Below are 23,364 nucleotides of genomic sequence, written 5' to 3'. Positions count from 1 at the left end.
TTGGCAGAACAACATCTTTAACCTTTCACACCACCTGCCGTCAGTCCGTTGACCAGCCAGCGTTGAGCCAGCAAGAAGACGATGGTGATCGGTAATGCAGACATCACGGCAGCGGCGGCAAAGTCACCCCACAGGTAGTTTTGCGGGTTGAGGTATTGCTGCATTCCCACGGCCAGGGTGTAGCTGTTTACGTCACGCAGTAACAACGACGCGACCGGAACTTCAGTAATGGCAGCGATAAACGACAGGATGAACACCACCGCCAGAATCGGCACTGACAGCGGCAACAGGACAAGGCGGAAGGCCTGCCACGGTGTTGCACCATCCAGCGCCGCCGCTTCTTCCAGCGAACTGTCGATGGTTTCGAAATAGCCTTTGATGGTCCAGACATGCAGCGCAATCCCCCCCAGGTACGCGAAGATTACGCCGCCGTGAGTATTCAGGCCGATGAATGGAATGTACTCACCCAAACGATCAAATAACGCATACAACGCTACCAGTGAAAGCACCGCCGGGAACATCTGGAAAATCAGCATGCCTTTCAGCAGTGTCGCTTTACCAGGAAAGCGCATACGGGCGAAAGCGTAGGCGCAGGTGGTGGATAGCGCAACAATGCCAATCGCGGAAATTCCGGCGACCTTTACTGAGTTCCACAGCCACAGCAGTACCGGGAACGGCGGTGGCGTAATGCGCCCATCAGCCTGTTCAACGCTAAAACCTAACGCCAGTTTCCAGTGATCCCAGGAGATTTGTTCCGGGATCAGGCTACCAGTCGCGAAGTTCCCCTGACGCAGAGAGATAGCGACGACCATCAGCAGCGGGAACATAATCGCCGCGATAAAAAGTAGCAGTAGCAGATGAGTAATAAACAAACGTGCTTTTTGCGATTTCGGTTGGACCATTGCCATTTTTGTTATCTCCCTTAATCAAACTTCATTCGCGTGGCTTTCAGGTTGACGATCGCCAGCGCACCCACCAGCAGGAAGATCAGCGTGGCAATTGCCGCCGCCAGACCGAAGTCCTGACCACCGCCGCCTTCAAAGGCGATGCGGTAGGTGTAGTTAACGAGCAGGTCGGTATAACCGGCTGGCGTGGTAGTGCCAAGACGATCCGGGCCGCCGTTAGTTAACAGTTGAATCAGCACGAAGTTGTTAAAGTTAAAGGCGAAGCTGGCGATCATTAGCGGTGTGAGCGGCTTAATCAGCAGCGGCAGCGTAATTTTAAAGAAGTTCTGGAATGGACCTGCGCCATCCATTGCTGAGGCTTCATACAGATCGTCCGGAATCGCTTTCAACAAGCCCATGCAGAGGATCATCATGTACGGATAACCCAGCCAGGTGTTGACGATAATCAGCATCGTGCGGGCAGTGGTTGGATCGCTAAACCAGGCAGGCTTCACGCCAAATAGCGCGCTCAACATCATGTTGATTTCACCGAAGCTCTGGTTAAACAACCCTTTGAAAATCAAGATTGAAATAAACGATGGCACCGCGTAGGGCAGAATCAGCAGGACACGATAGACCGCTTTGCCGCGCAACGCTTCCCACTGCACCAGACACGCCAGAACCATGCCGACCGCCACTGTTAAAAAGACGGTGATTAGCGAGAACACCACGGTCCAGACGAAAATGGCGAGGAACGGTTTCTGAATGCCTTCGTCGGTGAAGACGCGGGTAAAGTTTTTCCAGCCGGTGGTCACGGTGTAACCGGGGCTTAACTTTTCATCGCCCCAGTTGCCGTCGGCGGTAATGGACTGGTAAAAACCAATTTGGTTATTCGGCCGATATTTCACACCGCTCTGGTTATTCGTCAGCGTGCCGTCACCGTCGAGTGTGTAGAGCGGCTGCGTGCCAGAAAACTGGCGCAGGGAGCTCATCATCACTTTGTTACCATCCGGCAGAATGGCAGTAATGTCACTCAGCGCCTGACGATTCTGGGTAATCACACGCAGATTCGCGCGCTCGCCTTCAGGCTGGGCGGCTGTTTCTTTTAGTTGCAGTTTTTGCTCGCCGCCAAATTTAAACGCGTCGGAGAGGTAATTTTTGCCAGTTTCGCCGTCGCTGAGCGCCAGTTGCCACTCATCGCCCGCCGGGTAAAGACCAAAGTTATAGGTTTTGCCTGCTTGCCAGGAGCGATCTAACAACACTTCCTGCGCACGTTCAAAAGTCAGCTGGTTAGTGCTGCTGTAGTTGGTGAAGGCAATGGCGATGGTGCAGACTAGAGGGAAAAGGACGAATAGCCCCATCCCAGCCATTCCCGGATAGACATAGCGCCAGGCGTAGGCTTTACGATTGGCGAAAATATAGAGCCCCGCTGAACTCAATATCAGCGTGGTAATGGCGAACAGGTATTCCCCTTGTGCGTACATTAAAACAACAAGGTAACCCACCAGCAGGCCGAGCAGACCTAACACTGACCATTTCAGCGCGTCGCTTTGCCACCAATGTTTCTTTTTAATGACATCCATGGGGTTCTTCCTCATTCCAGGACAGATAAAGCATTTACGCCTTATCCGACAACAACTGCCTGATGCGACGCTGACGCGTCTTATCAGGCCTACATACGTTTCGGTTTTGTAGGCCGGATAAGGCGTTTACGCCGCATCCGGCATTTCACTGCATTACTTGGTGATACGAGTCTGTGCATCTTTCAGCGCTGCATCCACAGTCTGACGACCGCTGGCGGCGTTGATCACGGCAGTACGCACGGCATACCAGAAAGCGGACATCTGCGGGATATTCGGCATAATTTCACCTTTCTGAGCGTTATCCATGGTGGCGGCAATACGAGGATCTTTCGCAAGTTCACCCTGATAGGACTTCAGCGCTACTGCACCCAGCGGTTTATCTTTATTAACCGCTTCCAGGCCTTCGTCAGTCAGCAGATAGTTTTCGAGGAACTCTTTCGCCAGCTCTTTGTTCGGACTGGCGGCGTTAATACCCGCGCTCAGTACGCCCACGAACGGTTTGGATGGCTGGCCCTTAAAGGTCGGCAGTACCGTTACACCATAATTCACTTTGCTGGTGTCGATGTTGGACCATGCCCACGGGCCGTTGATGGTCATCGCTGTTTCGCCTTTATTAAAGGCGGCTTCTGCGATGGAGTAATCGGTGTCCGCATTCATGTGTTTGTTTTTAATCAGGTCAACCAGGAAGGTCAGACCCGCTTTCGCGCCAGCGTTATCCACGCCCACGTCTTTAATGTCGTACTTGCCGTTTTCGTACTTGAACGCATAACCCCCGTCAGCAGCAATCAGCGGCCAGGTGAAGTACGGTTCTTGCAGGTTGAACATTAGCGCGCTCTTACCTTTCGCTTTCAGTTCTTTATCCAGCGCTGGGATCTCTTCCCATGTTTTTGGCGGGTTCGGCAGCAGATCTTTGTTATAAATCAGCGATAACGCTTCGACAGAAATTGGGTAAGCAATCAGCTTGCCGTTGTAACGTACGGCATCCCAGGTAAACGGATACAGCTTGTCCTGGAACGCTTTGTCTGGGGTGATTTCAGCCAATAGGCCAGATTGAGCGTAGCCACCAAAGCGGTCGTGCGCCCAGAAGATAATGTCAGGGCCATCGCCAGTTGCCGCAACCTGAGGGAATTTCTCTTCCAGTTTATCCGGATGCTCAACGGTGACTTTAATTCCGGTATCTTTCTCGAATTTCTTACCGACTTCAGCGAGGCCGTTGTAGCCTTTGTCGCCGTTAATCCAGATTACCAGTTTACCTTCTTCGATTTTGGCGAGAGCCGAGGCGGAAAACATCATCGTCGTTAATGCGGATAATGCGAGGATGCGTGCACCTGTTTTTATTTTCATAATCTATGGTCCTTGTTGGTGAAGTGCTCGTGAAAACACCTAAACGGACTCTAGTTTCTTTATACGGCAACCTCTTTCCATCCTCCTTGCCCCTACGCCCCTCCGTTGCTTTGTGTGATCTCTGTTACAGAATTGGCGGTAATGTGGAGATGCGCACATAAAATCGCCACGATTTTTGCAAGCAACTTCACGAAATTCCTTACATGGTCTCGGTTTAGTTCACAGAAGCCGCGTTCTCATCCTCCCGCCTCCTCCCCCATAAAAAAGCCAGGGGGTGGAGGATTTAAGCCATCTTCTGATGACGCATAGTCAGCCCATCATGAATGTTGCTGTCGATGACAGGTTGTAACAAAGGGAGAAGGGCATGGCGAGCGTACAGCTGCAAAATGTAACGAAAGCCTGGGGCGAGGTCGTGGTATCGAAAGATATCAATCTCGACATCCATGAAGGTGAATTCGTGGTGTTTGTCGGGCCGTCTGGCTGCGGAAAATCGACTTTACTGCGCATGATTGCCGGGCTTGAGACGATCACCAGCGGCGACCTGTTCATCGGTGAGAAACGGATGAATGACACTCCGCCAGCAGAACGCGGCGTTGGTATGGTGTTTCAGTCTTACGCGCTCTATCCCCACCTGTCAGTAGCAGAAAACATGTCATTTGGCCTGAAACTGGCAGGCGCAAAAAAAGAGGTGATTAACCAACGCGTCAACCAGGTGGCGGAAGTGCTGCAACTGGCGCATTTGCTGGATCGCAAACCGAAAGCGCTCTCTGGTGGTCAGCGTCAGCGTGTGGCGATTGGCCGTACGCTGGTGGCCGAGCCAAGCGTATTTTTGCTCGATGAACCGCTCTCCAACCTTGATGCCGCACTGCGTGTGCAAATGCGTATCGAAATCTCCCGCCTGCATAAACGCCTGGGCCGCACGATGATTTACGTCACCCACGATCAGGTCGAAGCGATGACGCTGGCCGACAAAATCGTGGTGCTGGACGCCGGTCGCGTGGCGCAGGTTGGGAAACCGCTGGAGCTGTACCACTATCCGGCAGACCGCTTTGTCGCCGGATTCATCGGTTCGCCAAAGATGAACTTCCTGCCGGTAAAAGTGACCGCCACAGCAATCGATCAAGTGCAGGTGGAACTGCCGATGCCGAATCGTCAGCAAGTCTGGCTGCCGGTTGAAAGCCGTGATGTCCAGGTTGGAGCCAATATGTCGCTGGGTATTCGCCCGGAACATCTACTGCCGAGTGATATCGCTGACGTCATCCTTGAGGGTGAAGTTCAGGTCGTCGAGCAGCTCGGCAACGAAACTCAAATCCATATCCAGATCCCTTCCATTCGTCAAAACCTGGTGTACCGCCAGAACGACGTGGTGTTGGTAGAAGAAGGTGCCACATTCGCTATCGGTCTGCCGCCAGAGCGTTGCCATCTGTTCCGTGAGGATGGCACTGCATGTCGTCGACTGCATAAGGAGCCGGGCGTTTAAGCACCCCACAAAACACACAAAGCCTGTCACAGGTGATGTGAAAAAAGAAAAGCAATGACTCAGGAGATAGAATGATGATTACTCTGCGCAAACTTCCTCTGGCGGTTGCCGTCGCAGCGGGCGTAATGTCTGCTCAGGCAATGGCTGTTGATTTCCACGGCTATGCACGTTCCGGTATTGGCTGGACAGGTAGCGGCGGCGAACAACAGTGTTTCCAGACTACCGGTGCTCAAAGTAAATACCGTCTTGGCAACGAATGTGAAACTTATGCTGAATTAAAATTGGGTCAGGAAGTGTGGAAAGAAGGCGATAAGAGCTTCTATTTCGACACTAACGTGGCCTATTCCGTCGCGCAACAAAATGACTGGGAAGCTACCGATCCAGCCTTCCGTGAAGCAAACGTGCAGGGTAAAAACCTGATTGAATGGCTGCCAGGCTCCACCATCTGGGCAGGTAAGCGTTTCTACCAACGTCATGACGTTCATATGATCGACTTCTACTACTGGGATATTTCTGGTCCTGGTGCCGGTCTGGAAAACATCGATGTTGGCTTTGGTAAACTCTCTCTGGCAGCAACCCGTTCCTCTGAAGCTGGTGGTTCTTCCTCTTTCGCCAGCAATAATATTTATTACTATACCAACGAAACCGCGAACGACGTATTCGACGTACGTTTAGCGCAGATGGAAATCAACCCGGGCGGCACGTTAGAGCTGGGTGTCGACTACGGTCGTGCCAATCTGCGTGATAACTATCGTCTGGTTGATGGTGCATCGAAAGATGGCTGGTTATTCACTGCAGAACATACTCAGAGTGTCCTGAAGGGCTTTAACAAGTTTGTTGTTCAGTACGCTACTGACTCGATGACCTCACAGGGTAAAGGTCTGTCGCAGGGTTCTGGCGTTGCGTTTGATAACGAAAAATTTGCCTACAATATCAATAACAACGGTCACATGCTTCGTATCCTCGACCATGGTGCGATCTCCATGGGCGACAACTGGGACATGATGTACGTGGGTATGTACCAGGATATCAACTGGGATAACGACAACGGCACCAAATGGTGGACCGTCGGTATTCGCCCGATGTATAAGTGGACGCCAATCATGAGCACCGTGATGGAAATCGGCTACGACAACGTCGAATCCCAGCGCACTGGTGACAAGAACAATCAGTACAAAATTACCCTCGCACAACAATGGCAAGCTGGCGACAGCATCTGGTCACGCCCGGCTATTCGTGTCTTCGCAACCTACGCCAAGTGGGATGAGAAATGGGGTTATGACTACAACGGTAGCTCTTCAACCAACCCATACTACGGCAAAGCTGTTCCAGCTGATTTCAACGGCGGCAGCTTCGGACGTGGCGACAGCGACGAGTGGACCTTCGGTGCTCAGATGGAAATCTGGTGGTAATAGCAAAACCTGGGCCGGATAAGGCGTTCGCGCCGCTTCCGGCAATCAGCGCCTGATGCGACGCTTGCGCGTCTTATCAGGCCTACAACGGCTGTCAAATGTAGGCCGGATAAGGCGTTTACGCAGCATCCGGCATAAAAACAGGTTGTCATTATCTGAAAGGGGCGAAAGCCCCTCTGATTATCGGGTTTGGCGCGCTATTGCCTGGCTACCGCTGAACTCCAGATTTTGAGGTGAAAACAATGAAAATGAATAAAAGTCTCATCGCCCTCTGTTTATCAGCAGGGTTGCTGGCAAGCGTGCCTGGAGTCAGCCTTGCCGAAGTTAACTACGTACCGCAAAACACCAGTGACGCGCCAGCCATTCCATCTGCCGCGCTGCAACAACTCACCTGGACACCGGTCGATCAATCGAAAACCCAGACCACCCAACTGGCGACCGGTGGCCAACAACTGAACGTTCCCGGCATCAGTGGTCCGGTTGCTGCGTACAGCGTCCCGGCAAACATTGGCGAACTGACCCTAACGCTGACCAGCGAAGTGAACAAACAAACTAGCGTATTTGCGCCGAACGTGCTGATTCTTGATCAGAATATGACCCCATCAGCCTTCTTCCCCAGCAGTTATTTCACCTACCAGGAACCTGGCGTGATGAGCGCAGACCGTCTGGAAGGCGTTATGCGCCTGACACCGGCGTTGGGGCAGCAGAAACTTTATGTACTGGTCTTTACCACGGAAAAAGATCTCCAGCAGACGACCCAACTGCTCGACCCGGCAAAAGCCTATGCCAAAGGCGTCGGTAACTCGATCCCGGATATTCCTGACCCGGTTGCTCGTCATACCACCGATGGCTTACTGAAACTGAAAGTGAAAACGAACTCCAGTTCCAGCGTGTTGGTGGGGCCTCTATTTGGTTCTTCCGCTCCAGCTCCGGTTACGGTAGGCAACACGGCGGCACCAGCTGTGGCTGCACCCGCTCCGGCACCGGTGAAGAAAAGCGAGCCGATGCTCAACGACACGGAAAGTTATTTTAATACCGCGATCAAAAACGCTGTCGCGAAAGGTGATGTTGATAAGGCGTTAAAACTGCTTGATGAAGCTGAACGCCTGGGGTCAACATCTGCCCGTTCCACCTTTATCAGCAGTGTAAAAGGCAAGGGGTAATTACGCCCCACAGTGCTGATTTTGCAACAACTGGTGCGTCTCCTGGCGCACCTTTTTTTGTGCTTCTTTCCTGGGATATGAGCGATTTTTTATAGTACTTCACTTCTTCTTCACTAAGAATGTGCATTATCTCAATGCCATATCAGAGATTCTTTTCCTATCCCCGGTAGTGTCTGGACGCTCAGGCTACTTTTCCAGGTTATTTTATTTCTGTAATACAGAGGTTTTATGATAGGTCATATCACAAATTCTGGCGGCAATAACTCTTTGATGAAACATGATGTGGTGCAAGGAAATAATAAATTAGATCTTGATTTACTACGTAATTTCAATGGGGTACCAGGGTTAAATCGAGAAAATTTTATTTATATCAGCAATATATTTTTAAATATAAAACAACGGAACGAAAAAAATCATTCAATAAATATGTTTCGTGAAGTCTCAATCAGTAATGATATTATAAGCGTAAAATTTTATAGAAATGAAAAAATAGAGTGTGCTTGTGATTTTCTGATGGATAAAGATGCGCAGGGGTATATCGACCTGTCTGATTTGGATTTAACAAGTTGCCATTTTAAAGGTGACGTTATTTCGGAGGTATCTTTTTTATCGTCAAATCTACAACATGCAACTTTCGAATGTAAAGAAATTGAGAATTGCAATTTTACTAAGGCAACAGTTAATAATGTCATATTTAAATGTCGACGTTTACACAATGTGATTTTTCTCAAAACGAGTGGCGAATGTGTTGATTTTAGCCAAAATATTCTTGATACAGTTGACTTCTCGCAGAGTCAACTTGGTCATAGTAATTTTCGCGAATGTCAGATTAAAAATTCAAACTTCGATAATTGTTATCTTTATGCTTCGCACTTCACCAGAGCAGAATTTCTTTCTACCAAAGAAATATCATTTATTAAATCGAATCTGACAGCTGTTATGTTTGATCATGTGCGAATGTCGACAGGGAATTTTAAAGACTGCATTACAGAGAAATTGGCATTAACGATTGATTACTCAGATATATTTGGTAATGAAGATCTTGATGGTTATATCAATGGCATTATCCAAATGATTAATACGTTGCCTGATAATGCAGTGAAATTAAAATCCGTTCTGGCAGTCAAACTGGTGATACAATTAAAAATTCTTAATATTGTTAATAAAAACTTTATTGAGAATATGAAAAACACATTTAGTCATTATCCTTATGTGAGCAATCCAATTATACGTAGCTATTTATATCATGATGAAGATGATAAGTTCGATATTTTTATGCGTCAACATCGTTTTAGTAAGGTGAAATTTGATGTCACACAGATGAATACTTTCATTAATAGATTTCGTGTGAATAAATGGTTGATTGATCAAAATAATAATTTTTTTATCCAACTTATCGATCAGGCTCTACGATCATCGGATGAGATTATCAGAGAAAATGCCTGGTATCTTTATAAAGAGTGGATACGCAGTGATCATATATCACCTGTATTTAAAGAAGTTGACGATTATTTAAGAACATTTAACGCCAAGCAATTAACACAAAACGACAATATCTTTATCCTGTTTTCCTCTGTCGATGATGGGCCAGTTATGGTGGTAAGCTCCCAGCGCTTACATGATATGTTGAATCCTACAAAAGATACCCATTGGAAATCCACCTATATCTTTAAATCCAGACATGAAATGCTGCCTGTTAATATTACTCCGGAAACACTTTTCGGCTCCACATCTCATGATGAACATGCGCTTTTCCCAATTTTTACTGCAAGTTGGCGAGCTATCCATAAAAAGAATAAAGGTGTGTAAGTAAAGGAAAACATCACCATTCCTGGCATCCCGGGCGGTGATGCCCCTATGGTTGCTCTTGCCAGCACGGGCATCGGCAAGCGTAAGGTTCAACAGCGTTTTATCACTTCATGCGATTGTTGCGTTTTTGTTGCGCATTAGATCACTTAATTTGCTATACATCTCCCGTAAACACTTTTCTGCGATACAATGCCTTTACGTTATGTAACGGAGAGTTCGGCATGTCACACCCCGCGTTAACGCAACTGCGTGCGCTGCGCTATTTTACAGAGATCCCTTCCCTGGATCCGCAACTGCTCGACTGGTTGTTGCTGGAAGATTCCATGACGAAACGTTTTGAGCAGCAGGGAAAAACAGTGAGCGTGACGATGATCCGCGAAGGGTTTGTCGGGCAGAATGAAATCCACGAAGAACTGCCATTGTTGCCGAAAGAGTCCCGTTACTGGTTACGTGAAATTTTGTTATGTGCCGATGGTGAACCGTGGCTTGCCGGTCGTACCGTCGTTCCTGAGTCAACGTTAAGCGGGCCGGAGCTGGCGTTACAAAAATTGGGTAAAACGCCGTTAGGGCGCTATCTGTTCACATCATCGACATTAACCCGGGACTTTATTGAGATAGGCCGTGATGCCGGACTGTGGGGGCGACGTTCCCGCCTGCGATTAAGCGGTAAACCGCTGTTGCTAACCGAACTGTTTTTACCGGCGTCACCGTTGTACTAAGAGGAAAAAAATATGGAGTGGAGTCTGACGCAGAATAAGCTGCTGGCGTTTCATCGCTTAATGCGTACGGATAAGCCAATTGGCGCGTTACTGCTGCTCTGGCCAACATTATGGGCGTTGTGGGTGGCGACACCGGGCGTTCCCCGGCTCTGGATCCTGGCGGTGTTTGTCGCGGGTGTCTGGCTGATGCGCGCTGCTGGTTGTGTGGTGAATGATTATGCTGACCGCAAGTTTGATGGTCATGTTAAGCGTACGGCGAACCGACCACTTCCCAGCGGCGCGGTAACGGAGAAAGAGGCGCGTGCGCTGTTTGTCGTGCTGGTACTGATTTCGTTTTTACTGGTGCTGACGCTGAATACGATGACCATTCTGTTGTCGATTGCCGCGCTGGCGCTGGCGTGGGTGTACCCGTTTATGAAGCGGTATACCCATCTACCGCAAGTGGTGCTGGGGGCGGCGTTTGGCTGGTCGATTCCAATGGCTTTTGCCGCTGTGAGTGAGTCGGTGCCGTTGAGTTGCTGGTTAATGTTCCTCGCCAATATTCTGTGGGCAGTGGCTTACGACACGCAGTATGCGATGGTTGATCGTGATGATGATGTGAAGATTGGCATTAAATCCACCGCAATCCTGTTCGGCCAATACGATAAATTGATTATTGGTATTTTGCAGATTGGCGTACTGGCGCTGATGGCGATCATCGGTGAGTTAAATGGCTTAGGCTGGGGATATTACTGGTCAATTCTGGTGGCTGGCGCGCTGTTTGTTTATCAACAAAAACTGATTGCCAACCGTGAGCGAGAAGCCTGCTTTAAGGCATTTATGAATAATAACTATGTTGGTCTGGTACTGTTTTTAGGGCTGGCAATGAGTTACTGGCATTTCTGATGATGTAAAAAAGCCGGATGATCATCCGGCTTTCTTCTGGGCTGCCTGATGCGCTGCGCTTCTCAGGCCTACACAACATATCGCAATTTATTGAATTTGCAGATCATGGTAGGCCGAATAAGGCGTTTGCGCCGCATCCGGCAATTCTCACTGATTACCCTTCGCCCTGCGTCGCACTCTCAATCGTCAAACGCACGTCTGATGTAATCAACTCCGCCAGCAACTGATAGACTTTCATCGTTTCTGCCGGTTCGGCGTCGCCGCTATCGCTGATATACCCTTCATCACGCAGTGTCAGCACCAGAGAACTGAACACCGCCTTGTCGAAGAACTCTGGCGCGTTGATACCGTGCAGCACGGAGAGACGTTGCGCGACGGTGCGGCTCTCTTTTTCCAGCGTACCGCGGTTGATCGACGGGTTGGCGCTCAACAGCCAGAAGGTGATGGCATAACGTTGCAGCGTTTCGCGCGCGCCTGCGGCCAGCAGCTGTAGCGTGCGAGAATGCGCCGGGTTGATATGCAACTCATCATCTTGCAGGGTAATCAGACCCTGACGTTGCATCTCATTTGCCAGCGCATCAATAACGTCTGGCAATTCGTCGCGATCCCAGCGCAGGAACAGCTCCGCTTTCAGCATTGGGTAAAGCACATTGACGTGCTCCATCAATACGTCGCGGGAGATGTGGCGATGCTGAGTGACAATTGCCGCCATCAGCGAAGGCAGCACCAACATATGCGCAATGTTGTTGCGATAGTAGGTCATCAACACCGCTTGCTCGCGCGGCAGAATGATGATGTCGCCGATAGTGTCTTTCTCGACTTCAAACTTGTTCATTTGCAGCGCGTGATCGATAAGCTCGCTGGCGCTGGCTGAAGGAACGGTAGAGTCCGTGGAGTAAGGCACATTGCGCATCAGATCCAGGTAGCAGTTGAGTTGCTCGGTTAACTGCTCGCGGGTGAGTGAGCGCTGACGTGACGCCAGAAGCGCAGTACAGCACAGGTTCATGGCGTTTGCCGCGCCTGCGTTGTTAATGCGTACCATCAGATCGGCAGCAATATTATTGACCGTCGGCGTTAACCAGGCCGGACGCACCGCTTCGATGGGATCGATAGATTCACGCCAGTCTGGTACGTGCTGGTTAAGGTAGGTCATCAACGGCATTGGTTCACCGAAGTTGACGTAACCCTGACCGAGATTACGCAGCTTGCTTAAACCGCGCAGCATCTGCGGCAGGCTCTCTTTCTCTTTCGTTGCACCGCGCAGTTCTTTGGCGTAAGTACCCACTTCCATGACGTGCTCATAACCGATGTAGATCGGAATCAGCGTAATCGGACGCGTGCCGCCACGCAGCATCGCCTGAATGGTCATCGACAGTGTACCGGTTTTCGGGTCAAGCAAACGCCCCGTACGGGAACGACCGCCTTCCACAAAGTACTCGACGGAATAACCACGGCTGAACAGTTCGCCGAGATACTCACGGAAAACGGTGGAGTAGAGTTTATTGCCTTTAAAAGTACGGCGAATGAAGAACGCACCCAGACGGCGGAAAATCGGCCCGGCAGGCCAGAAGTTCAGGTTGATCCCGGCGGCGATATGCGGTGGCACCAGCCCCTGGTGATAGAGCACGTAAGAAAGCAGCAGGTAGTCCATGTGACTGCGGTGGCAAGGCACATATACCAGCTCATGACCGTCATGAGCCAGCTGGCGAACGCGCTCAGCGTTATGGACGTTAATGCCCTGATAAAGTCGGTTCCAGGTGAAGCCCAGAATACGGTCAGTCAGGCGAATCATCTCGTAAGAGAAATTCGCCGCAATCTCTTCCATCAGTGCAATGGCGTTCTGCTGCGCTTTTTCATGGGAGATTTTTTTGCTGCGCGCTTCATCTTCTACCGCTTTGGCAATGGCGCGGGAGGCGAGCAGCTTATTAAACAGATCCTGACGGGCAGGAAGACGTGGACCTACGGCAGCCAGACGCTGACGAGCAAAGTGCATACGTGCCACGCGCGCTAGTTTCTGGGCGATAGTTTTATCCGTGCCGTGTTCATCGGCCATGCGGCGCAGAGAAACTGACGGTGAGAAACGCACAAAACTGTCGCGACCGAGCCACAGTACGGCGAAAAATTTCTGCACGCCATTTAGCATACGCAGCGGTGGGTTCACTTCACCTTTTTCCCGCCCAGGCGCGCGACCGAACATCACCGATACCGGCACCATCTGCACATCCAGATTTGGATTGCTACGATGCAAATCAAGATAGTCGTGGAACAGCTTAATGGACTCTTCTTTCGGTGTGTAATAGGTGAAAACACGCGGCCCGCCGTGAATGAACACATAGCGCGGCAGTAGCGTGCCGTCAATCTCCAGCGGCTCTAAGGGGTCAGGCAGGTCATGTGCCAGACACTGGGCGCGCAACGTCAGCAAATCTGCTTTCGAGTTGTACGGTAAAACGTACATAATTGGACGAGAGGTATCCAGCCCCAGTTCAGGGGCAGGATCTGCCGGAATAGACTTGCTTTTTACCAGGATGCTTAATGGTAAATTCAGTAATTTGTAGTAAATTCGTGGCCAGCCGGACATAAACGATGTAAAGCCTCTGGTTAATAATGCAAATGCGCGGCAAGGATAGCAGAAACTCATGGGAAATTCTGTGGTATCCGCTCATGTTTCGCGCGGCGTTACGCAAACCCGAATCATCGGATTTAACGGTACACTGATATTGACGCTCATAATGTAAAAAGGTTCTTTCAATGGCCAATAATACCACTGGATTCACCCGAATTATCAAAGCTGCTGGCTATTCCTGGAAGGGGTTACGCGCGGCATGGATCAACGAAGCGGCATTCCGTCAGGAAGGCGTAGCGGTATTGTTGGCGGTGGTCATCGCCTGCTGGCTGGATGTGGACGCGATTACTCGCGTGCTGCTTATCAGCTCCGTCATGCTGGTGATGATTGTGGAAATTCTCAATAGTGCCATTGAAGCCGTGGTTGACCGAATTGGCTCTGAATACCATGAGCTTTCCGGACGCGCTAAAGATATGGGGTCCGCTGCGGTACTGATCGCGATTATCGTCGCCGTGATTACCTGGTGCATCCTGTTATGGTCGCATTTTGGATAACCCTTCCAGAATTCGATAAATCTCTGGTTTATTGTGCAGTTTATGGTTCCAAAATCGCCTTTTGCTGTATATACTCACAGCATAACTGTATATACACCCAGGGGGCGGAATGAAAGCGTTAACGGCCAGGCAGCAAGAGGTGTTTGATCTCATCCGTGATCACATCAGCCAGACAGGTATGCCGCCGACGCGTGCGGAAATCGCGCAGCGTTTGGGGTTCCGTTCCCCAAACGCGGCTGAAGAACATCTGAAAGCGCTGGCACGCAAAGGCGTTATTGAAATTGTTTCCGGCGCATCACGCGGGATTCGTCTGTTACAGGAAGAGGAAGAGGGGTTGCCACTGGTAGGTCGTGTGGCTGCCGGTGAACCGCTTCTGGCGCAGCAGCACATTGAAGGTCATTATCAGGTTGATCCTTCCTTGTTCAAGCCGAATGCGGATTTCCTGCTGCGCGTCAGCGGGATGTCGATGAAAGATATCGGCATTATGGATGGCGACTTGCTGGCTGTGCATAAAACTCAGGACGTACGTAATGGTCAGGTCGTCGTCGCTCGTATTGATGACGAAGTTACCGTTAAGCGTCTGAAAAAACAGGGCAATAAAGTCGAACTGTTGCCAGAAAACAGTGAGTTTAAACCGATTGTCGTTGACCTTCGTCAGCAAAGCTTCACGATTGAAGGGCTGGCGGTTGGGGTTATTCGCAACGGCGACTGGCTGTGACATATCTCTGAGACCGCGATGCCGCCTGGCGTCGCGGTTTGTTTTTCATCTCTCTTCATCAGGCTTGTCTGCATGGCATTCCTCACTTCATCTGATAAAGCACTCTGGCATCTCGCCTTACCCATGATTTTCTCCAATATCACCGTCCCGTTGCTTGGGCTGGTCGATACGGCGGTTATTGGTCATCTTGATAGTCCGGTTTATCTGGGCGGTGTGGCGGTTGGTGCAACGGCGACCAGCTTTCTCTTTATGCTGTTGCTGTTTTTGCGCATGAGCACCACCGGGCTTACTGCGCAGGCTTATGGTGCCCAAAATCCCCAGGCATTAGCCCGTGCGCTGGTACAGCCGTTGCTGTTGGCTCTGGGGGCTGGGGCGTTAATTGCGCTACTGCGTACGCCGATTATCGATCTGGCGCTGCATATTGTTGGCGGTAGCGAAGCAGTGCTGGAACAGGCGCGGCGCTTTCTTGAAATCCGCTGGTTAAGCGCACCGGCGTCGCTGGCGAATCTGGTGTTACTTGGCTGGCTACTCGGCGTGCAATATGCCCGTGCGCCAGTAATTTTGTTAGTAGTCGGCAATATTCTCAACATAGTGCTGGATGTCTGGCTGGTGATGGGGCTGCATATGAACGTGCAGGGCGCTGCGCTGGCGACGGTTATTGCGGAATATGCAACATTGCTGATTGGTCTGCTACTAGTGCGTAAAATCATCAAAACACGCGGTATCTCCGGCGAAATGCTGAAAAAAGCCTGGCGAGGTAATTTCCGTCGTTTGCTGGCGCTTAACCGCGATATCATGCTGCGCTCGCTGTTGCTGCAACTCTGTTTTGGTGCGATCACCGTACTTGGCGCACGACTTGGAAGTGACATCATCGCGGTAAACGCGGTTCTGATGACTCTACTCACCTTTACCGCCTATGCGCTTGATGGTTTTGCCTACGCGGTTGAAGCGCATTCAGGTCAGGCGTACGGTGCGCGCGACGGGAGCCAGCTATTGGAGGTCTGGCGCGCAGCGTGCCGCCAGTCGGGGATCGTTGCACTACTGTTTTCGGTGATTTATTTACTGGCAGGGGAACACATCATTGCGTTGTTGACGTCGTTAACCCAGATTCAGCAGCTGGCCGACCGCTATCTTATCTGGCAGGTGATTTTGCCATTGGTCGGTGTCTGGTGTTATCTACTGGATGGCATGTTTATAGGCGCAACGCGTGCGGCTGAAATGCGTAACAGTATGGCGGTAGCAGCAGCAGGTTTTGCCCTGACGCTCCTTACGCTGCCGTGGCTGGGCAATCATGGTTTGTGGTTGGCGTTAACTGTCTTTCTGGCGCTGCGCGGGCTTTCTCTGGCAGCTATCTGGCAGCGTCACTGGCGCAACGGTACCTGGTTTGCAGCAACGTGACGGTTAAAAATTCTGAATAAATAATCCTGGGTAAAATTCCTGACTACACTTAATCTCACGTTCAGAAGAAAAGTGAGCGTACTCTCATTCACAACCTAACGATGAGGTCTTGATTATGAATAAAGATGAAGCCGGCGGTAACTGGAAACAGTTTAAAGGTAAAGTGAAAGAGCAATGGGGCAAACTGACCGATGATGATATGACGGTCATTGAAGGTAAACGTGATCAACTGGTCGGTAAAATCCAGGAACGTTATGGTTATCAGAAAGATCAGGCAGAAAAAGAGGTCGTGGATTGGGAAACCCGCAATGAATATCGCTGGTAATTAATCCCTTCTGCCCGACGTGTACAAGGATGTACGCCCTGTTAGCGAGATTTCTTTTTCACCTGAATAGAGTGGTCATGGTGGCACTGTTCAGGATGACGACACGCTTCTATTTCTACACATGCTGAACATAATCCATGTGCTTCAATCACATTATGCCGCAGGGCAAAACCCATTTTTGCCGCCAGCGTATGCATGATGTCCTCCACACCTTCCGCACACTCTTCTTTCACCGCACCGCAGCGATCGCAAATAAACATAGCTGAAGTATGCGTTGGCTGGTCGAACAGATGACAGAGCACATAGCTGTTGGTGGACTCAACTTTATGCACAAACCCTTGCTCAAGGAGAAAGTCTAGCGCGCGGTAAACCGTTGGCGGCTTGGCTTGCGGTTCAGCTTCGCGCAACAAATCAAGCAGATCATAAGCGCTGATAGCGCCATCCTGCAGACTCATCAGGCGTAACACTTCCAGGCGCTGCGGGGTCAGGCGCACATTACGCTGCGCACAGAGTTTTTCAGCCTGCGCTAATAATTCCTGCGTTGTGGTCTTTTCCATCGGGCACCTCAAGGTGTGGGTTAAGAATGTCCTTACTTTACCATGTTCCAGGAAAAACACCGAGAACCCTTATTGTTGTTGTAATGTTGATTTTCTGCTTCATAGGTAAGGTGTTGTATAGCCAGGTGACACCATTATCAACATGACAATAATTATTACTCCATTTTTAAATACATTGCTTGAAGTTAACTCGCTATTTATTTAAATGCGTTTGAAAGTATGCCTACAGATCAGAAATTATGAGCGATTTTTGATAGTGACTTTTTGTCAAATGAATTATAAGAATGATACAGCTCGGTAAAAAGGTGGATAAATTATGTCAAGTATAATAGGAAGTTCAAGAGATTACTTTAATAAAAGCCTCAACTCAAATCAATACGATAATAAAGATGTAAGCTCGGGAAAACTTAAGGATCTGTATAATAAATCGGTTGATTATGCAACGATGAGTAATCGCGCTGCGATTATTGCAAAAATAGATTTGTTTATTCAGAGGATTACCCATAATTTATGGACTGCAAGTGAAAAGAATGTTTCCTTAATTGGACGAATAAATGCTCTCAAAAATTGGGTTGAGGAGTGTATTGAACAGTGCACTAATGAGCAATTAGGTGATCGTGACTATATTTCTGCATTTGTAGAACGGGCGATTTTTCATTATGCGATGGATTTTGTTTGTAATCCAATGGAAAATAGCGATGCAACTCTAATAGACAGGTGTACTTTCGATGTAATAAATCAGAATGACCTTCCCTCCGCAATTCAGCTATTTTATGATAAACCCTATGGTAAAGTACCTGTAGCGTCATTACATCTAAAAACTGTAAGCGAAGGTTTTTTAAATTTGGAAAATGCATATAAAGCAAAGAACGATGCTCGCTTAAAACCCTTGGCTTCCCTTTTACTTTCATTCTCATATGGTAGTGCATCAGCTGATATCATAGCAACAGCACAAAGAGTTAATGATTATTGTGAAAACCACATAACAAGTAAGATAAAAATATTATCTCGTCAAGTGATGAAAAAAAGCCTGATGGATATGAAAGAATTAGTAGATAAAAATGAACTGGATTTTAATTTAATTCTGAATGATAGGAGAAAGCAGGCTGAAGAAGACAATAAAGACATCACAGACATTACAAAAATGCAGGCTGCAGGTGAGACGTTAATTAAATTCGTTCAATCATTTGACCCAGACTCAACGGGACCCATTGTAATTGGCAAAGATATGAATGACAAAGATATAAATGACAACGATCTCATTAACGAAGATATTATTAAGTTCATTTATGACCTATTCGGTATTGTGTTAAAAAAATAAAATGTGAATTTTCTCTGTAGTATGGAATTTTTTACATAAAAGAACCCAATATTGCTTGGGTTCTTTTTTATCTATCATTGCCATTCGCCGCGAGATAGTTCAACACGCTTTTATGTATGATTTTTTATTTATCGTCGAAACTGAATTGCTTATCATTGCTTTTCACAACGCTAACATCTAATAAGATTATTTCTTCAATTCGCGAGAGCGTCACGCTTTGAAGGGATCTCATTTTTCTTTTTCAAAGAGCCAGGCGCTTCCTGTTGTTATGGTATAGTACCCCGCTATTGAGCCTCCTGAACAGTGATGCTGAATAACATAACTCCATGATATATCGTTAAAATAATCTCTACTTTTGAAAATGCACGGTAATTCTGAAATGCAAAAAATCAACCAAACCAGCGCAATGCCTGAAAAAACTGACGTTCACTGGAGTGGTCGGTTTAGCGTTGCACCAATGCTCGATAGGATGTACCGTTTTTGAAAAACAACTAGTTATACACTTTGCGGGAGCCTATTGGGAACCTGAAGTTTTGCTCTTTCTATTCATATCTATTCATAAAGCACCATTTGCTGCCTTATCTGATTGACCAAAAACAACCGCGGTTATAGACTTTGCTCCAAATAGCTAAGGCTATTGCTTAGTAAGTAAAACAGTTGAGGTTGCCATGAATCCGTTTAACGCCATTACTTTTGCTGCATTGTGCGGGCCTCTGGCTTGTCCTGCTGCTATGGCGCAGGAGTTCATCATCCAGCCAGCCCCTGTGATTGCTAAACCTTTTGAGTACTCTCCTTCTGTTGAGGAATTCTCACGCAGAATGGAAGAGGGTAAGGAGATCTTGCAAAAGTTAACAATTGCAGCAGATGACTACTATATCTGTTTGATTGATCTTAATAGCCAAGATGCTCGCGAGTTTGTTTCCAAAAACGGGACAGATACGACAGAGGCATGCGAAATGTTCCTGCGTGCTTTTGAAGAAGAAGTGAAGCGTACAATTGAATCGCCTCTGCCTGAATTTATCAGGTCAGAACTGAAGGTTTACTGGCGTCATATTGCTAAAGCTCGCTCATCTGTCACTCGCCTTAACAATTACATAAAGAGCATATTTAAAGAAACTGTTACTTTTAGCGGGCGCGCGGATCTTGCTGGAATTGCAGCACTAGCTAGTCACACATCAAATAAGCTAAAATCGATGCAATTTCACTAACCGATAGCGGACGACCATGCATCTAGAAGTCTCTATTAATCCAGAAACTAGAGCTGAATTTTTTGATGAAGTTTTTCTCAAATTCCCGGAGCTAGAGTCTTCTATCATTGATGATTTCAAGAGATACAAAGCAACCGGTGAGCTTCCGCATTATTTCGGTAGGGACGTTGCGTATACTCAGCCCTATGGTGCTTTTCGGGCTGGGTTGATGCATATCCATCTTTGTCTACCGCCAAACAAGTTTCCCGAGAAACTTCCACAACCGGATAGGGTCTGCAAGAAAGGTGATCCTGATAATGATGCTTGTCTTGTGTATGTCCAAGGTGAGCTTTATGAGAATAAATATTCACTCATTGCTATTATGTATCCCGATGCACATGAAAAAGCAAGAAAACATGATGTGATGAGCTATCTGGCGCGAATTGCCCAGAATTATAAAGATGAAAACTAACCCGCCGAAGCGGGTTTTTTGTGAGATTAGTTATTTATTTTCCTATTTGTTCTTACCCTCTCCCATTCAATTCTGCCTTCTTCACGCCGTTTATCTATATATTCAGCAAGATCCTGAATGTTGATGCAGCGCTTTGCTTTCTGTGATGTACCAACACGATAAGTCGGGATCGGCAATTGGCATGCATTTGCTTTCGCTTCTGCTGTGTTAGGGCTCATACCGAAATACTTTTGGCATACAGCTGACAGCTCAATGTTTGGGGTATTGAATTCAGCCATCAGTAAAAACAAGGTGTTCATAATTTTCTCCATCAAAACCGGCTGCACCCGGGAAGATCATAATTCTGTGCTGGTGGCAGGAATTAATTTCTGCCAGATAGCGGAAACATATTTTGCCTGATGACGGGCATCAGCCAGGGCGTTGTGCCGTTCGCCATCGAAAGGCATGTCCATTTTGGGGTCGAATCCGATGGAACGCCCAAGCGTAACGATCGTGCGTACATCGTGGTCATTCCAGTACGCCCACGGGCAGATTTGTCCTGCTCGCTCGTAAGCTCCACGTAAAATTACGTTGTCGAAGGTGGCCCCGTTACCCCAGACTTTTAAATATTTCGTATTGTCTGCGTGCCGGTTAATGAAATGGTTTAGTTCTGAGAGAGCATCGCTGATCGACAAAGTATCATCAATACAGATTGCAGCTCGCGCTTCAGGGCTTTGTTTCAACCACCACAGGATGGTATCGCCGTCAGGTGTAGCTCCTTGCTTCATAGCACTGTCTAGGCTGACAACCGCATAGAATTCTTGTCCGATGTCTCCGGTTTCTGGAGTGAAGAACACCGCGCCAATGGAAACGATCGGTGCATCCTTATTTTTCCCCATCGTCTCAAGGTCGATCATTAAGTTGTTCATCACTTCACCTCCTGCGGCGGTTCCGGTAGCAGCATCCAGTGAGTTGCTTGCTCAATACCATTACCCGGCTTAATCGTTGCATCTCCGCGCCGAAAGGTGCTTCCGGTATAGCGTGCGGAGCATATTAGCGGTTCAACCAGAGAGCTATCGAAATTCACCGAAATAAGCACGTTCTGGCCCTTTTCAGGCATTCGATCACTACAGCTTATCCAACCATCCGGAGTTACCGGAGAGTTGCCATTTACATCGAAGTTTGGCTCTGCGTCCTGAACCAGGAGGATGTAACCATTCTTGGCAGTATCAAGTTCTAACGCCTCGGTTACGGTGCCGAAATAGCGATTACCTAAATCAGCATCACAAGTGCTTACATCAATGGAAACTTCCATGCCTTCGATTAATTCTGGCAAGTTGTAAGTTTGGCTTACAGGTTCTGCACTATCAGCTTCGCGCCGCTTCTGTAGCTCTGCTGCCATCGCTCTCACGACTTCAACTGGTGCCCTTGCAGCAAACTCCATGTTGGTGATCAGCTCATTAAGATATTGATCGCTGGGATACTGTTTCTTATCGGTTATAGTGGTCATATCACTCTCCTTTCCCCTGAAGCATAGCGGCACGGCAGGCGTTCCAGCCTCTCACCTCTGCAATAGCGGCAACAGCATCGACCGCGTACATGCTAAGAGGATTAGGCATTGGTTTTTCTTCCGGTACTACTAGCACTGGAGGGGCGGCGTAAATGCCCTCTATCACTAAATGTTTGCGCTCAAAATCATCTGGCTCTCGATGATATACGTAACTCCAGTCACCAAGGTTATCATTGCGCCTGCAACGGAAACCTATCGGCTCTGCTTCCAGCGATGCCAGCGCGACTTTAAATGCGGTAAGTACGTTTTTAACCACATCGATTTTGAATACTATTTCATCACATACAAACGATTTATCGTCTACTACCGTTTCAATTCCGGTAATCGTGTTTTGTAGCCATTTGGTTAATTCAGCCATTTTTCATTACCGCCCTTTCGGGCGGTCTCCTGATGTTCTGAGGGTGCAGGAATCCCTCCGGTTAAGGATTAAATTTTATTTACAGAACTGAATTTAATTATTCAGATATACGTATCTGTAACCTTACGAACCTACTCACTGGATGCCTATTTCATAAAAATAATCCAGTGGGTTTTATCGTTTTTTCCTGTTCGTTGACCGATAACAGGTTTTCTGTCGGTCAGTACCAATATCTGGCGAACAGGTATTTGCGTTTCATTCCATTTAAAAATCAGAACGCCGGATGGACGCAACACACGAAAGGCTTCTTTAAATCCCTGCCGCAAATCATCACGCCAGGTATCTTTATTCAGCCGTCCATATTTCTTTCCCATCCAGGCGTTATCACCAACACGCTCAAGATGCGGAGGGTCGAATATAACCATCGAAAAAGATGCGTCTGCAAATGGTAGTGCACGAAAATCAGCTATCAGATCAGGACTGATAATCAGGCGTCGTCCATCACACAATGTGTGCTCTTCCTTTCTGATATCGCTAAATATCGCCCGGTCGTCATTCTTATCGAACCAGAACATGCGACTGCCACAGCACATGTCGAGGATTGCTGCATGTCCAGTCACTGGCTGCCTCCTTTGCGAAGCCGTTCCGCCCATTCTTCAAGGGATTTCTCTGCATATTCACCGGACAGGCCATCAATCGGATGCGATTCATTAGCTAACTCTTCTTTTGCTGACAGAATCATGCGTGTAACGTCGAAAACTTCAGCCAAAGGCTTATTGATAAATCCGTGATTGAAAGCAGCAGCAAGACGGCTTGCGGTATAGTTAATACCCTCGTTGCGAGCCTCAGCACGTACTTCATCGAATTTACGCACCAGATATTCAGCGTTTGTTTCGTTAACCTTTAAATCACTTGGGATGCATTTACCTTTCAGAAAACCATCCATCTCAATTAGTGACATTTGTTTCATTTTTTCCCACTCCGCCACATCGCATTCAGATATTTGTGTCAACGACGGATGAAAAGTGATCCACTTATATCTCCACCAACGGCCCAATATTGATCCACCGTTTTACTCAGGAT

Annotated in this window: 24 protein-coding genes and 1 pseudogene; 14 read left to right on the top strand and 11 right to left on the bottom strand. The window is 48.2% G+C overall.

Features of this window, described 5'->3' with window-relative positions:
- Positions 1 to 17: 17 nt before the first annotated feature.
- The 3 genes from malG to malE all read right to left on the bottom strand — a co-directional run bounded on the left by malG (position 18) and on the right by malE (position 3,811).
- Positions 18 to 908, bottom strand: a complete 891-nt coding sequence (malG, locus tag ATB02_RS21385) for a maltose ABC transporter permease MalG (protein ID WP_001252058.1) — start codon at positions 906 to 908, stop codon at positions 18 to 20.
- 14 nt (positions 909 to 922) lie between these two features.
- The gene (malF, locus tag ATB02_RS21380) at positions 923 to 2,467 is read right to left on the bottom strand and encodes a maltose ABC transporter permease MalF (protein WP_001353545.1); all 1,545 of its coding nucleotides are present in this window, start codon (positions 2,465 to 2,467) and stop codon (positions 923 to 925) included.
- A gap of 153 nt (positions 2,468 to 2,620) precedes the next feature.
- Positions 2,621 to 3,811 (bottom strand): maltose/maltodextrin ABC transporter substrate-binding protein MalE, encoded by a 1,191-nt coding sequence (gene malE, locus ATB02_RS21375; protein WP_105272192.1) that lies wholly within the window; start codon positions 3,809 to 3,811, stop codon positions 2,621 to 2,623.
- Between the two features lie 364 nt (positions 3,812 to 4,175).
- On the opposite strand from malE, the gene malK reads away from it, so the two are divergent.
- From malK to ubiA, 6 genes are all read left to right on the top strand, one after another.
- Complete coding sequence (gene malK, locus ATB02_RS21360) at positions 4,176 to 5,291, top strand: maltose/maltodextrin ABC transporter ATP-binding protein MalK (RefSeq protein ID WP_000179165.1); 1,116 nt, start codon at positions 4,176 to 4,178, stop codon at positions 5,289 to 5,291.
- A gap of 71 nt (positions 5,292 to 5,362) precedes the next feature.
- Positions 5,363 to 6,703 carry a maltoporin LamB gene (gene lamB / locus ATB02_RS21355; protein WP_105272191.1) on the top strand — a complete coding sequence of 447 codons (1,341 nt, stop codon included), beginning with the start codon at positions 5,363 to 5,365 and terminating at the stop codon, positions 6,701 to 6,703.
- Positions 6,704 to 6,945: 242 nt separating this feature from the next.
- On the top strand, positions 6,946 to 7,866 hold the full coding sequence (gene malM / locus ATB02_RS21350) for a maltose operon protein MalM (RefSeq protein WP_032185672.1): 921 nt from the start codon (positions 6,946 to 6,948) through the stop codon (positions 7,864 to 7,866).
- A 228-nt stretch (positions 7,867 to 8,094) separates the two neighbouring features.
- Positions 8,095 to 9,675: a SopA family protein gene (locus ATB02_RS21345; RefSeq protein ID WP_105272190.1), complete on the top strand. Its 1,581-nt coding sequence runs from the start codon at positions 8,095 to 8,097 to the stop codon at positions 9,673 to 9,675.
- A gap of 221 nt (positions 9,676 to 9,896) precedes the next feature.
- Positions 9,897 to 10,394, top strand: a complete 498-nt coding sequence (gene ubiC, locus ATB02_RS21340; protein WP_001353542.1) for a chorismate lyase — start codon at positions 9,897 to 9,899, stop codon at positions 10,392 to 10,394.
- Positions 10,395 to 10,406: 12 nt separating this feature from the next.
- A complete protein-coding gene (gene ubiA, locus ATB02_RS21335; protein WP_105272189.1) occupies positions 10,407 to 11,279 on the top strand; it encodes a 4-hydroxybenzoate octaprenyltransferase in 873 nt (290 codons plus the stop codon).
- A 154-nt stretch (positions 11,280 to 11,433) separates the two neighbouring features.
- Here the strand turns inward: ubiA and plsB are convergent, their stop codons facing one another.
- Complete coding sequence (gene plsB, locus ATB02_RS21330; RefSeq protein ID WP_000017354.1) at positions 11,434 to 13,857, bottom strand: glycerol-3-phosphate 1-O-acyltransferase PlsB; 2,424 nt, start codon at positions 13,855 to 13,857, stop codon at positions 11,434 to 11,436.
- A gap of 170 nt (positions 13,858 to 14,027) precedes the next feature.
- Here plsB and dgkA point away from each other — a divergent pair, with 170 nt between their 5' ends.
- The 4 genes from dgkA (at position 14,028) to ATB02_RS21305 (ending at position 16,837) form a co-directional block, all read left to right on the top strand.
- Complete coding sequence (gene dgkA / locus ATB02_RS21320; protein ID WP_000002907.1) at positions 14,028 to 14,396, top strand: diacylglycerol kinase; 369 nt, start codon at positions 14,028 to 14,030, stop codon at positions 14,394 to 14,396.
- Between the two features lie 109 nt (positions 14,397 to 14,505).
- The gene (gene lexA / locus ATB02_RS21315; RefSeq protein WP_000646078.1) at positions 14,506 to 15,114 is read left to right on the top strand and encodes a transcriptional repressor LexA; all 609 of its coding nucleotides are present in this window, start codon (positions 14,506 to 14,508) and stop codon (positions 15,112 to 15,114) included.
- A 72-nt stretch (positions 15,115 to 15,186) separates the two neighbouring features.
- Positions 15,187 to 16,512: an MATE family efflux transporter DinF gene (gene dinF, locus ATB02_RS21310; RefSeq protein ID WP_001353541.1), complete on the top strand. Its 1,326-nt coding sequence runs from the start codon at positions 15,187 to 15,189 to the stop codon at positions 16,510 to 16,512.
- Between the two features lie 115 nt (positions 16,513 to 16,627).
- Positions 16,628 to 16,837, top strand: coding sequence for a CsbD family protein (locus ATB02_RS21305; protein ID WP_001030595.1), 210 nt, complete (start codon positions 16,628 to 16,630; stop codon positions 16,835 to 16,837).
- 41 nt (positions 16,838 to 16,878) lie between these two features.
- Here ATB02_RS21305 and zur read toward each other — a convergent pair whose 3' ends face one another.
- A complete protein-coding gene (gene zur / locus ATB02_RS21300; RefSeq protein ID WP_001353540.1) occupies positions 16,879 to 17,394 on the bottom strand; it encodes a zinc uptake transcriptional repressor Zur in 516 nt (171 codons plus the stop codon).
- Between the two features lie 316 nt (positions 17,395 to 17,710).
- Between zur and ATB02_RS21295 the strand changes: the two genes are divergently transcribed.
- The 4 genes and pseudogenes from ATB02_RS21295 (at position 17,711) to ATB02_RS21280 (ending at position 20,374) form a co-directional block, all read left to right on the top strand.
- On the top strand, positions 17,711 to 18,715 hold the full coding sequence (locus ATB02_RS21295; RefSeq protein WP_105272187.1) for a DUF2713 family protein: 1,005 nt from the start codon (positions 17,711 to 17,713) through the stop codon (positions 18,713 to 18,715).
- A 361-nt stretch (positions 18,716 to 19,076) separates the two neighbouring features.
- Positions 19,077 to 19,181: pseudogene (locus ATB02_RS21290) on the top strand (tRNA-dihydrouridine synthase); the annotation flags it as partial.
- Positions 19,182 to 19,383: 202 nt separating this feature from the next.
- On the top strand, positions 19,384 to 19,923 hold the full coding sequence (locus tag ATB02_RS21285; RefSeq protein WP_001504946.1) for a hypothetical protein: 540 nt from the start codon (positions 19,384 to 19,386) through the stop codon (positions 19,921 to 19,923).
- Positions 19,924 to 19,939: 16 nt separating this feature from the next.
- Positions 19,940 to 20,374, top strand: a complete 435-nt coding sequence (locus tag ATB02_RS21280; RefSeq protein ID WP_000549966.1) for a type II toxin-antitoxin system YafO family toxin — start codon at positions 19,940 to 19,942, stop codon at positions 20,372 to 20,374.
- A gap of 26 nt (positions 20,375 to 20,400) precedes the next feature.
- Here the strand turns inward: ATB02_RS21280 and ATB02_RS21275 are convergent, their stop codons facing one another.
- The 6 genes from ATB02_RS21275 to ATB02_RS21250 all read right to left on the bottom strand — a co-directional run bounded on the left by ATB02_RS21275 (position 20,401) and on the right by ATB02_RS21250 (position 23,227).
- Positions 20,401 to 20,673: a pyocin activator PrtN family protein gene (locus ATB02_RS21275; RefSeq protein ID WP_001093909.1), complete on the bottom strand. Its 273-nt coding sequence runs from the start codon at positions 20,671 to 20,673 to the stop codon at positions 20,401 to 20,403.
- A gap of 36 nt (positions 20,674 to 20,709) precedes the next feature.
- Positions 20,710 to 21,282, bottom strand: a complete 573-nt coding sequence (locus ATB02_RS21270) for a 3'-5' exonuclease (protein ID WP_001061339.1) — start codon at positions 21,280 to 21,282, stop codon at positions 20,710 to 20,712.
- Positions 21,282 to 21,863 (bottom strand): DUF551 domain-containing protein, encoded by a 582-nt coding sequence (locus ATB02_RS21265; RefSeq protein WP_000207906.1) that lies wholly within the window; start codon positions 21,861 to 21,863, stop codon positions 21,282 to 21,284. The genes ATB02_RS21270 and ATB02_RS21265 overlap by 1 nt, the downstream gene beginning before the upstream one ends.
- A 1-nt stretch (position 21,864) precedes the next feature.
- On the bottom strand, positions 21,865 to 22,281 hold the full coding sequence (locus ATB02_RS21260; RefSeq protein WP_001343341.1) for a hypothetical protein: 417 nt from the start codon (positions 22,279 to 22,281) through the stop codon (positions 21,865 to 21,867).
- A 146-nt stretch (positions 22,282 to 22,427) separates the two neighbouring features.
- A complete protein-coding gene (locus ATB02_RS21255; protein WP_000145671.1) occupies positions 22,428 to 22,901 on the bottom strand; it encodes a class I SAM-dependent methyltransferase in 474 nt (157 codons plus the stop codon).
- A complete protein-coding gene (locus tag ATB02_RS21250) occupies positions 22,898 to 23,227 on the bottom strand; it encodes an Eae protein (protein ID WP_105272201.1) in 330 nt (109 codons plus the stop codon). Before ATB02_RS21250 ends, ATB02_RS21255 begins: the two co-directional genes overlap by 4 nt.
- Positions 23,228 to 23,364: the final 137 nt, after the last annotated feature.

The sequence above is a fragment of the Escherichia sp. MOD1-EC5189 genome, from assembly GCF_002966045.1.
Classification (GTDB): Bacteria; Pseudomonadota; Gammaproteobacteria; order Enterobacterales; family Enterobacteriaceae; genus Escherichia; species Escherichia coli_F.
This window is presented reverse-complemented; position numbering and strand designations above follow the sequence as displayed.

Bases quoted from the DNA above. Each gene is read 5' to 3' on its own strand.
- malG (WP_001252058.1), bottom strand. From the start codon at position 908: ATGGCAATGGTCCAACCGAAATCGCAAAAAGCACGTTTGTTTATTACT.
- malF (WP_001353545.1), bottom strand. From the start codon at position 2,467: ATGGATGTCATTAAAAAGAAACATTGGTGGCAAAGCGACGCGCTGAAA.
- malE (WP_105272192.1), bottom strand. From the start codon at position 3,811: ATGAAAATAAAAACAGGTGCACGCATCCTCGCATTATCCGCATTAACG.
- malK (WP_000179165.1), top strand. From the start codon at position 4,176: ATGGCGAGCGTACAGCTGCAAAATGTAACGAAAGCCTGGGGCGAGGTC.
- lamB (WP_105272191.1), top strand. From the start codon at position 5,363: ATGATGATTACTCTGCGCAAACTTCCTCTGGCGGTTGCCGTCGCAGCG.
- malM (WP_032185672.1), top strand. From the start codon at position 6,946: ATGAAAATGAATAAAAGTCTCATCGCCCTCTGTTTATCAGCAGGGTTG.
- ATB02_RS21345 (WP_105272190.1), top strand. From the start codon at position 8,095: ATGATAGGTCATATCACAAATTCTGGCGGCAATAACTCTTTGATGAAA.
- ubiC (WP_001353542.1), top strand. From the start codon at position 9,897: ATGTCACACCCCGCGTTAACGCAACTGCGTGCGCTGCGCTATTTTACA.
- ubiA (WP_105272189.1), top strand. From the start codon at position 10,407: ATGGAGTGGAGTCTGACGCAGAATAAGCTGCTGGCGTTTCATCGCTTA.
- plsB (WP_000017354.1), bottom strand. From the start codon at position 13,857: ATGTCCGGCTGGCCACGAATTTACTACAAATTACTGAATTTACCATTA.
- dgkA (WP_000002907.1), top strand. From the start codon at position 14,028: ATGGCCAATAATACCACTGGATTCACCCGAATTATCAAAGCTGCTGGC.
- lexA (WP_000646078.1), top strand. From the start codon at position 14,506: ATGAAAGCGTTAACGGCCAGGCAGCAAGAGGTGTTTGATCTCATCCGT.
- dinF (WP_001353541.1), top strand. From the start codon at position 15,187: ATGGCATTCCTCACTTCATCTGATAAAGCACTCTGGCATCTCGCCTTA.
- ATB02_RS21305 (WP_001030595.1), top strand. From the start codon at position 16,628: ATGAATAAAGATGAAGCCGGCGGTAACTGGAAACAGTTTAAAGGTAAA.
- zur (WP_001353540.1), bottom strand. From the start codon at position 17,394: ATGGAAAAGACCACAACGCAGGAATTATTAGCGCAGGCTGAAAAACTC.
- ATB02_RS21295 (WP_105272187.1), top strand. From the start codon at position 17,711: ATGTCAAGTATAATAGGAAGTTCAAGAGATTACTTTAATAAAAGCCTC.
- ATB02_RS21285 (WP_001504946.1), top strand. From the start codon at position 19,384: ATGAATCCGTTTAACGCCATTACTTTTGCTGCATTGTGCGGGCCTCTG.
- ATB02_RS21280 (WP_000549966.1), top strand. From the start codon at position 19,940: ATGCATCTAGAAGTCTCTATTAATCCAGAAACTAGAGCTGAATTTTTT.
- ATB02_RS21275 (WP_001093909.1), bottom strand. From the start codon at position 20,673: ATGAACACCTTGTTTTTACTGATGGCTGAATTCAATACCCCAAACATT.
- ATB02_RS21270 (WP_001061339.1), bottom strand. From the start codon at position 21,282: ATGAACAACTTAATGATCGACCTTGAGACGATGGGGAAAAATAAGGAT.
- ATB02_RS21265 (WP_000207906.1), bottom strand. From the start codon at position 21,863: ATGACCACTATAACCGATAAGAAACAGTATCCCAGCGATCAATATCTT.
- ATB02_RS21260 (WP_001343341.1), bottom strand. From the start codon at position 22,281: ATGGCTGAATTAACCAAATGGCTACAAAACACGATTACCGGAATTGAA.
- ATB02_RS21250 (WP_105272201.1), bottom strand. From the start codon at position 23,227: ATGGATGGTTTTCTGAAAGGTAAATGCATCCCAAGTGATTTAAAGGTT.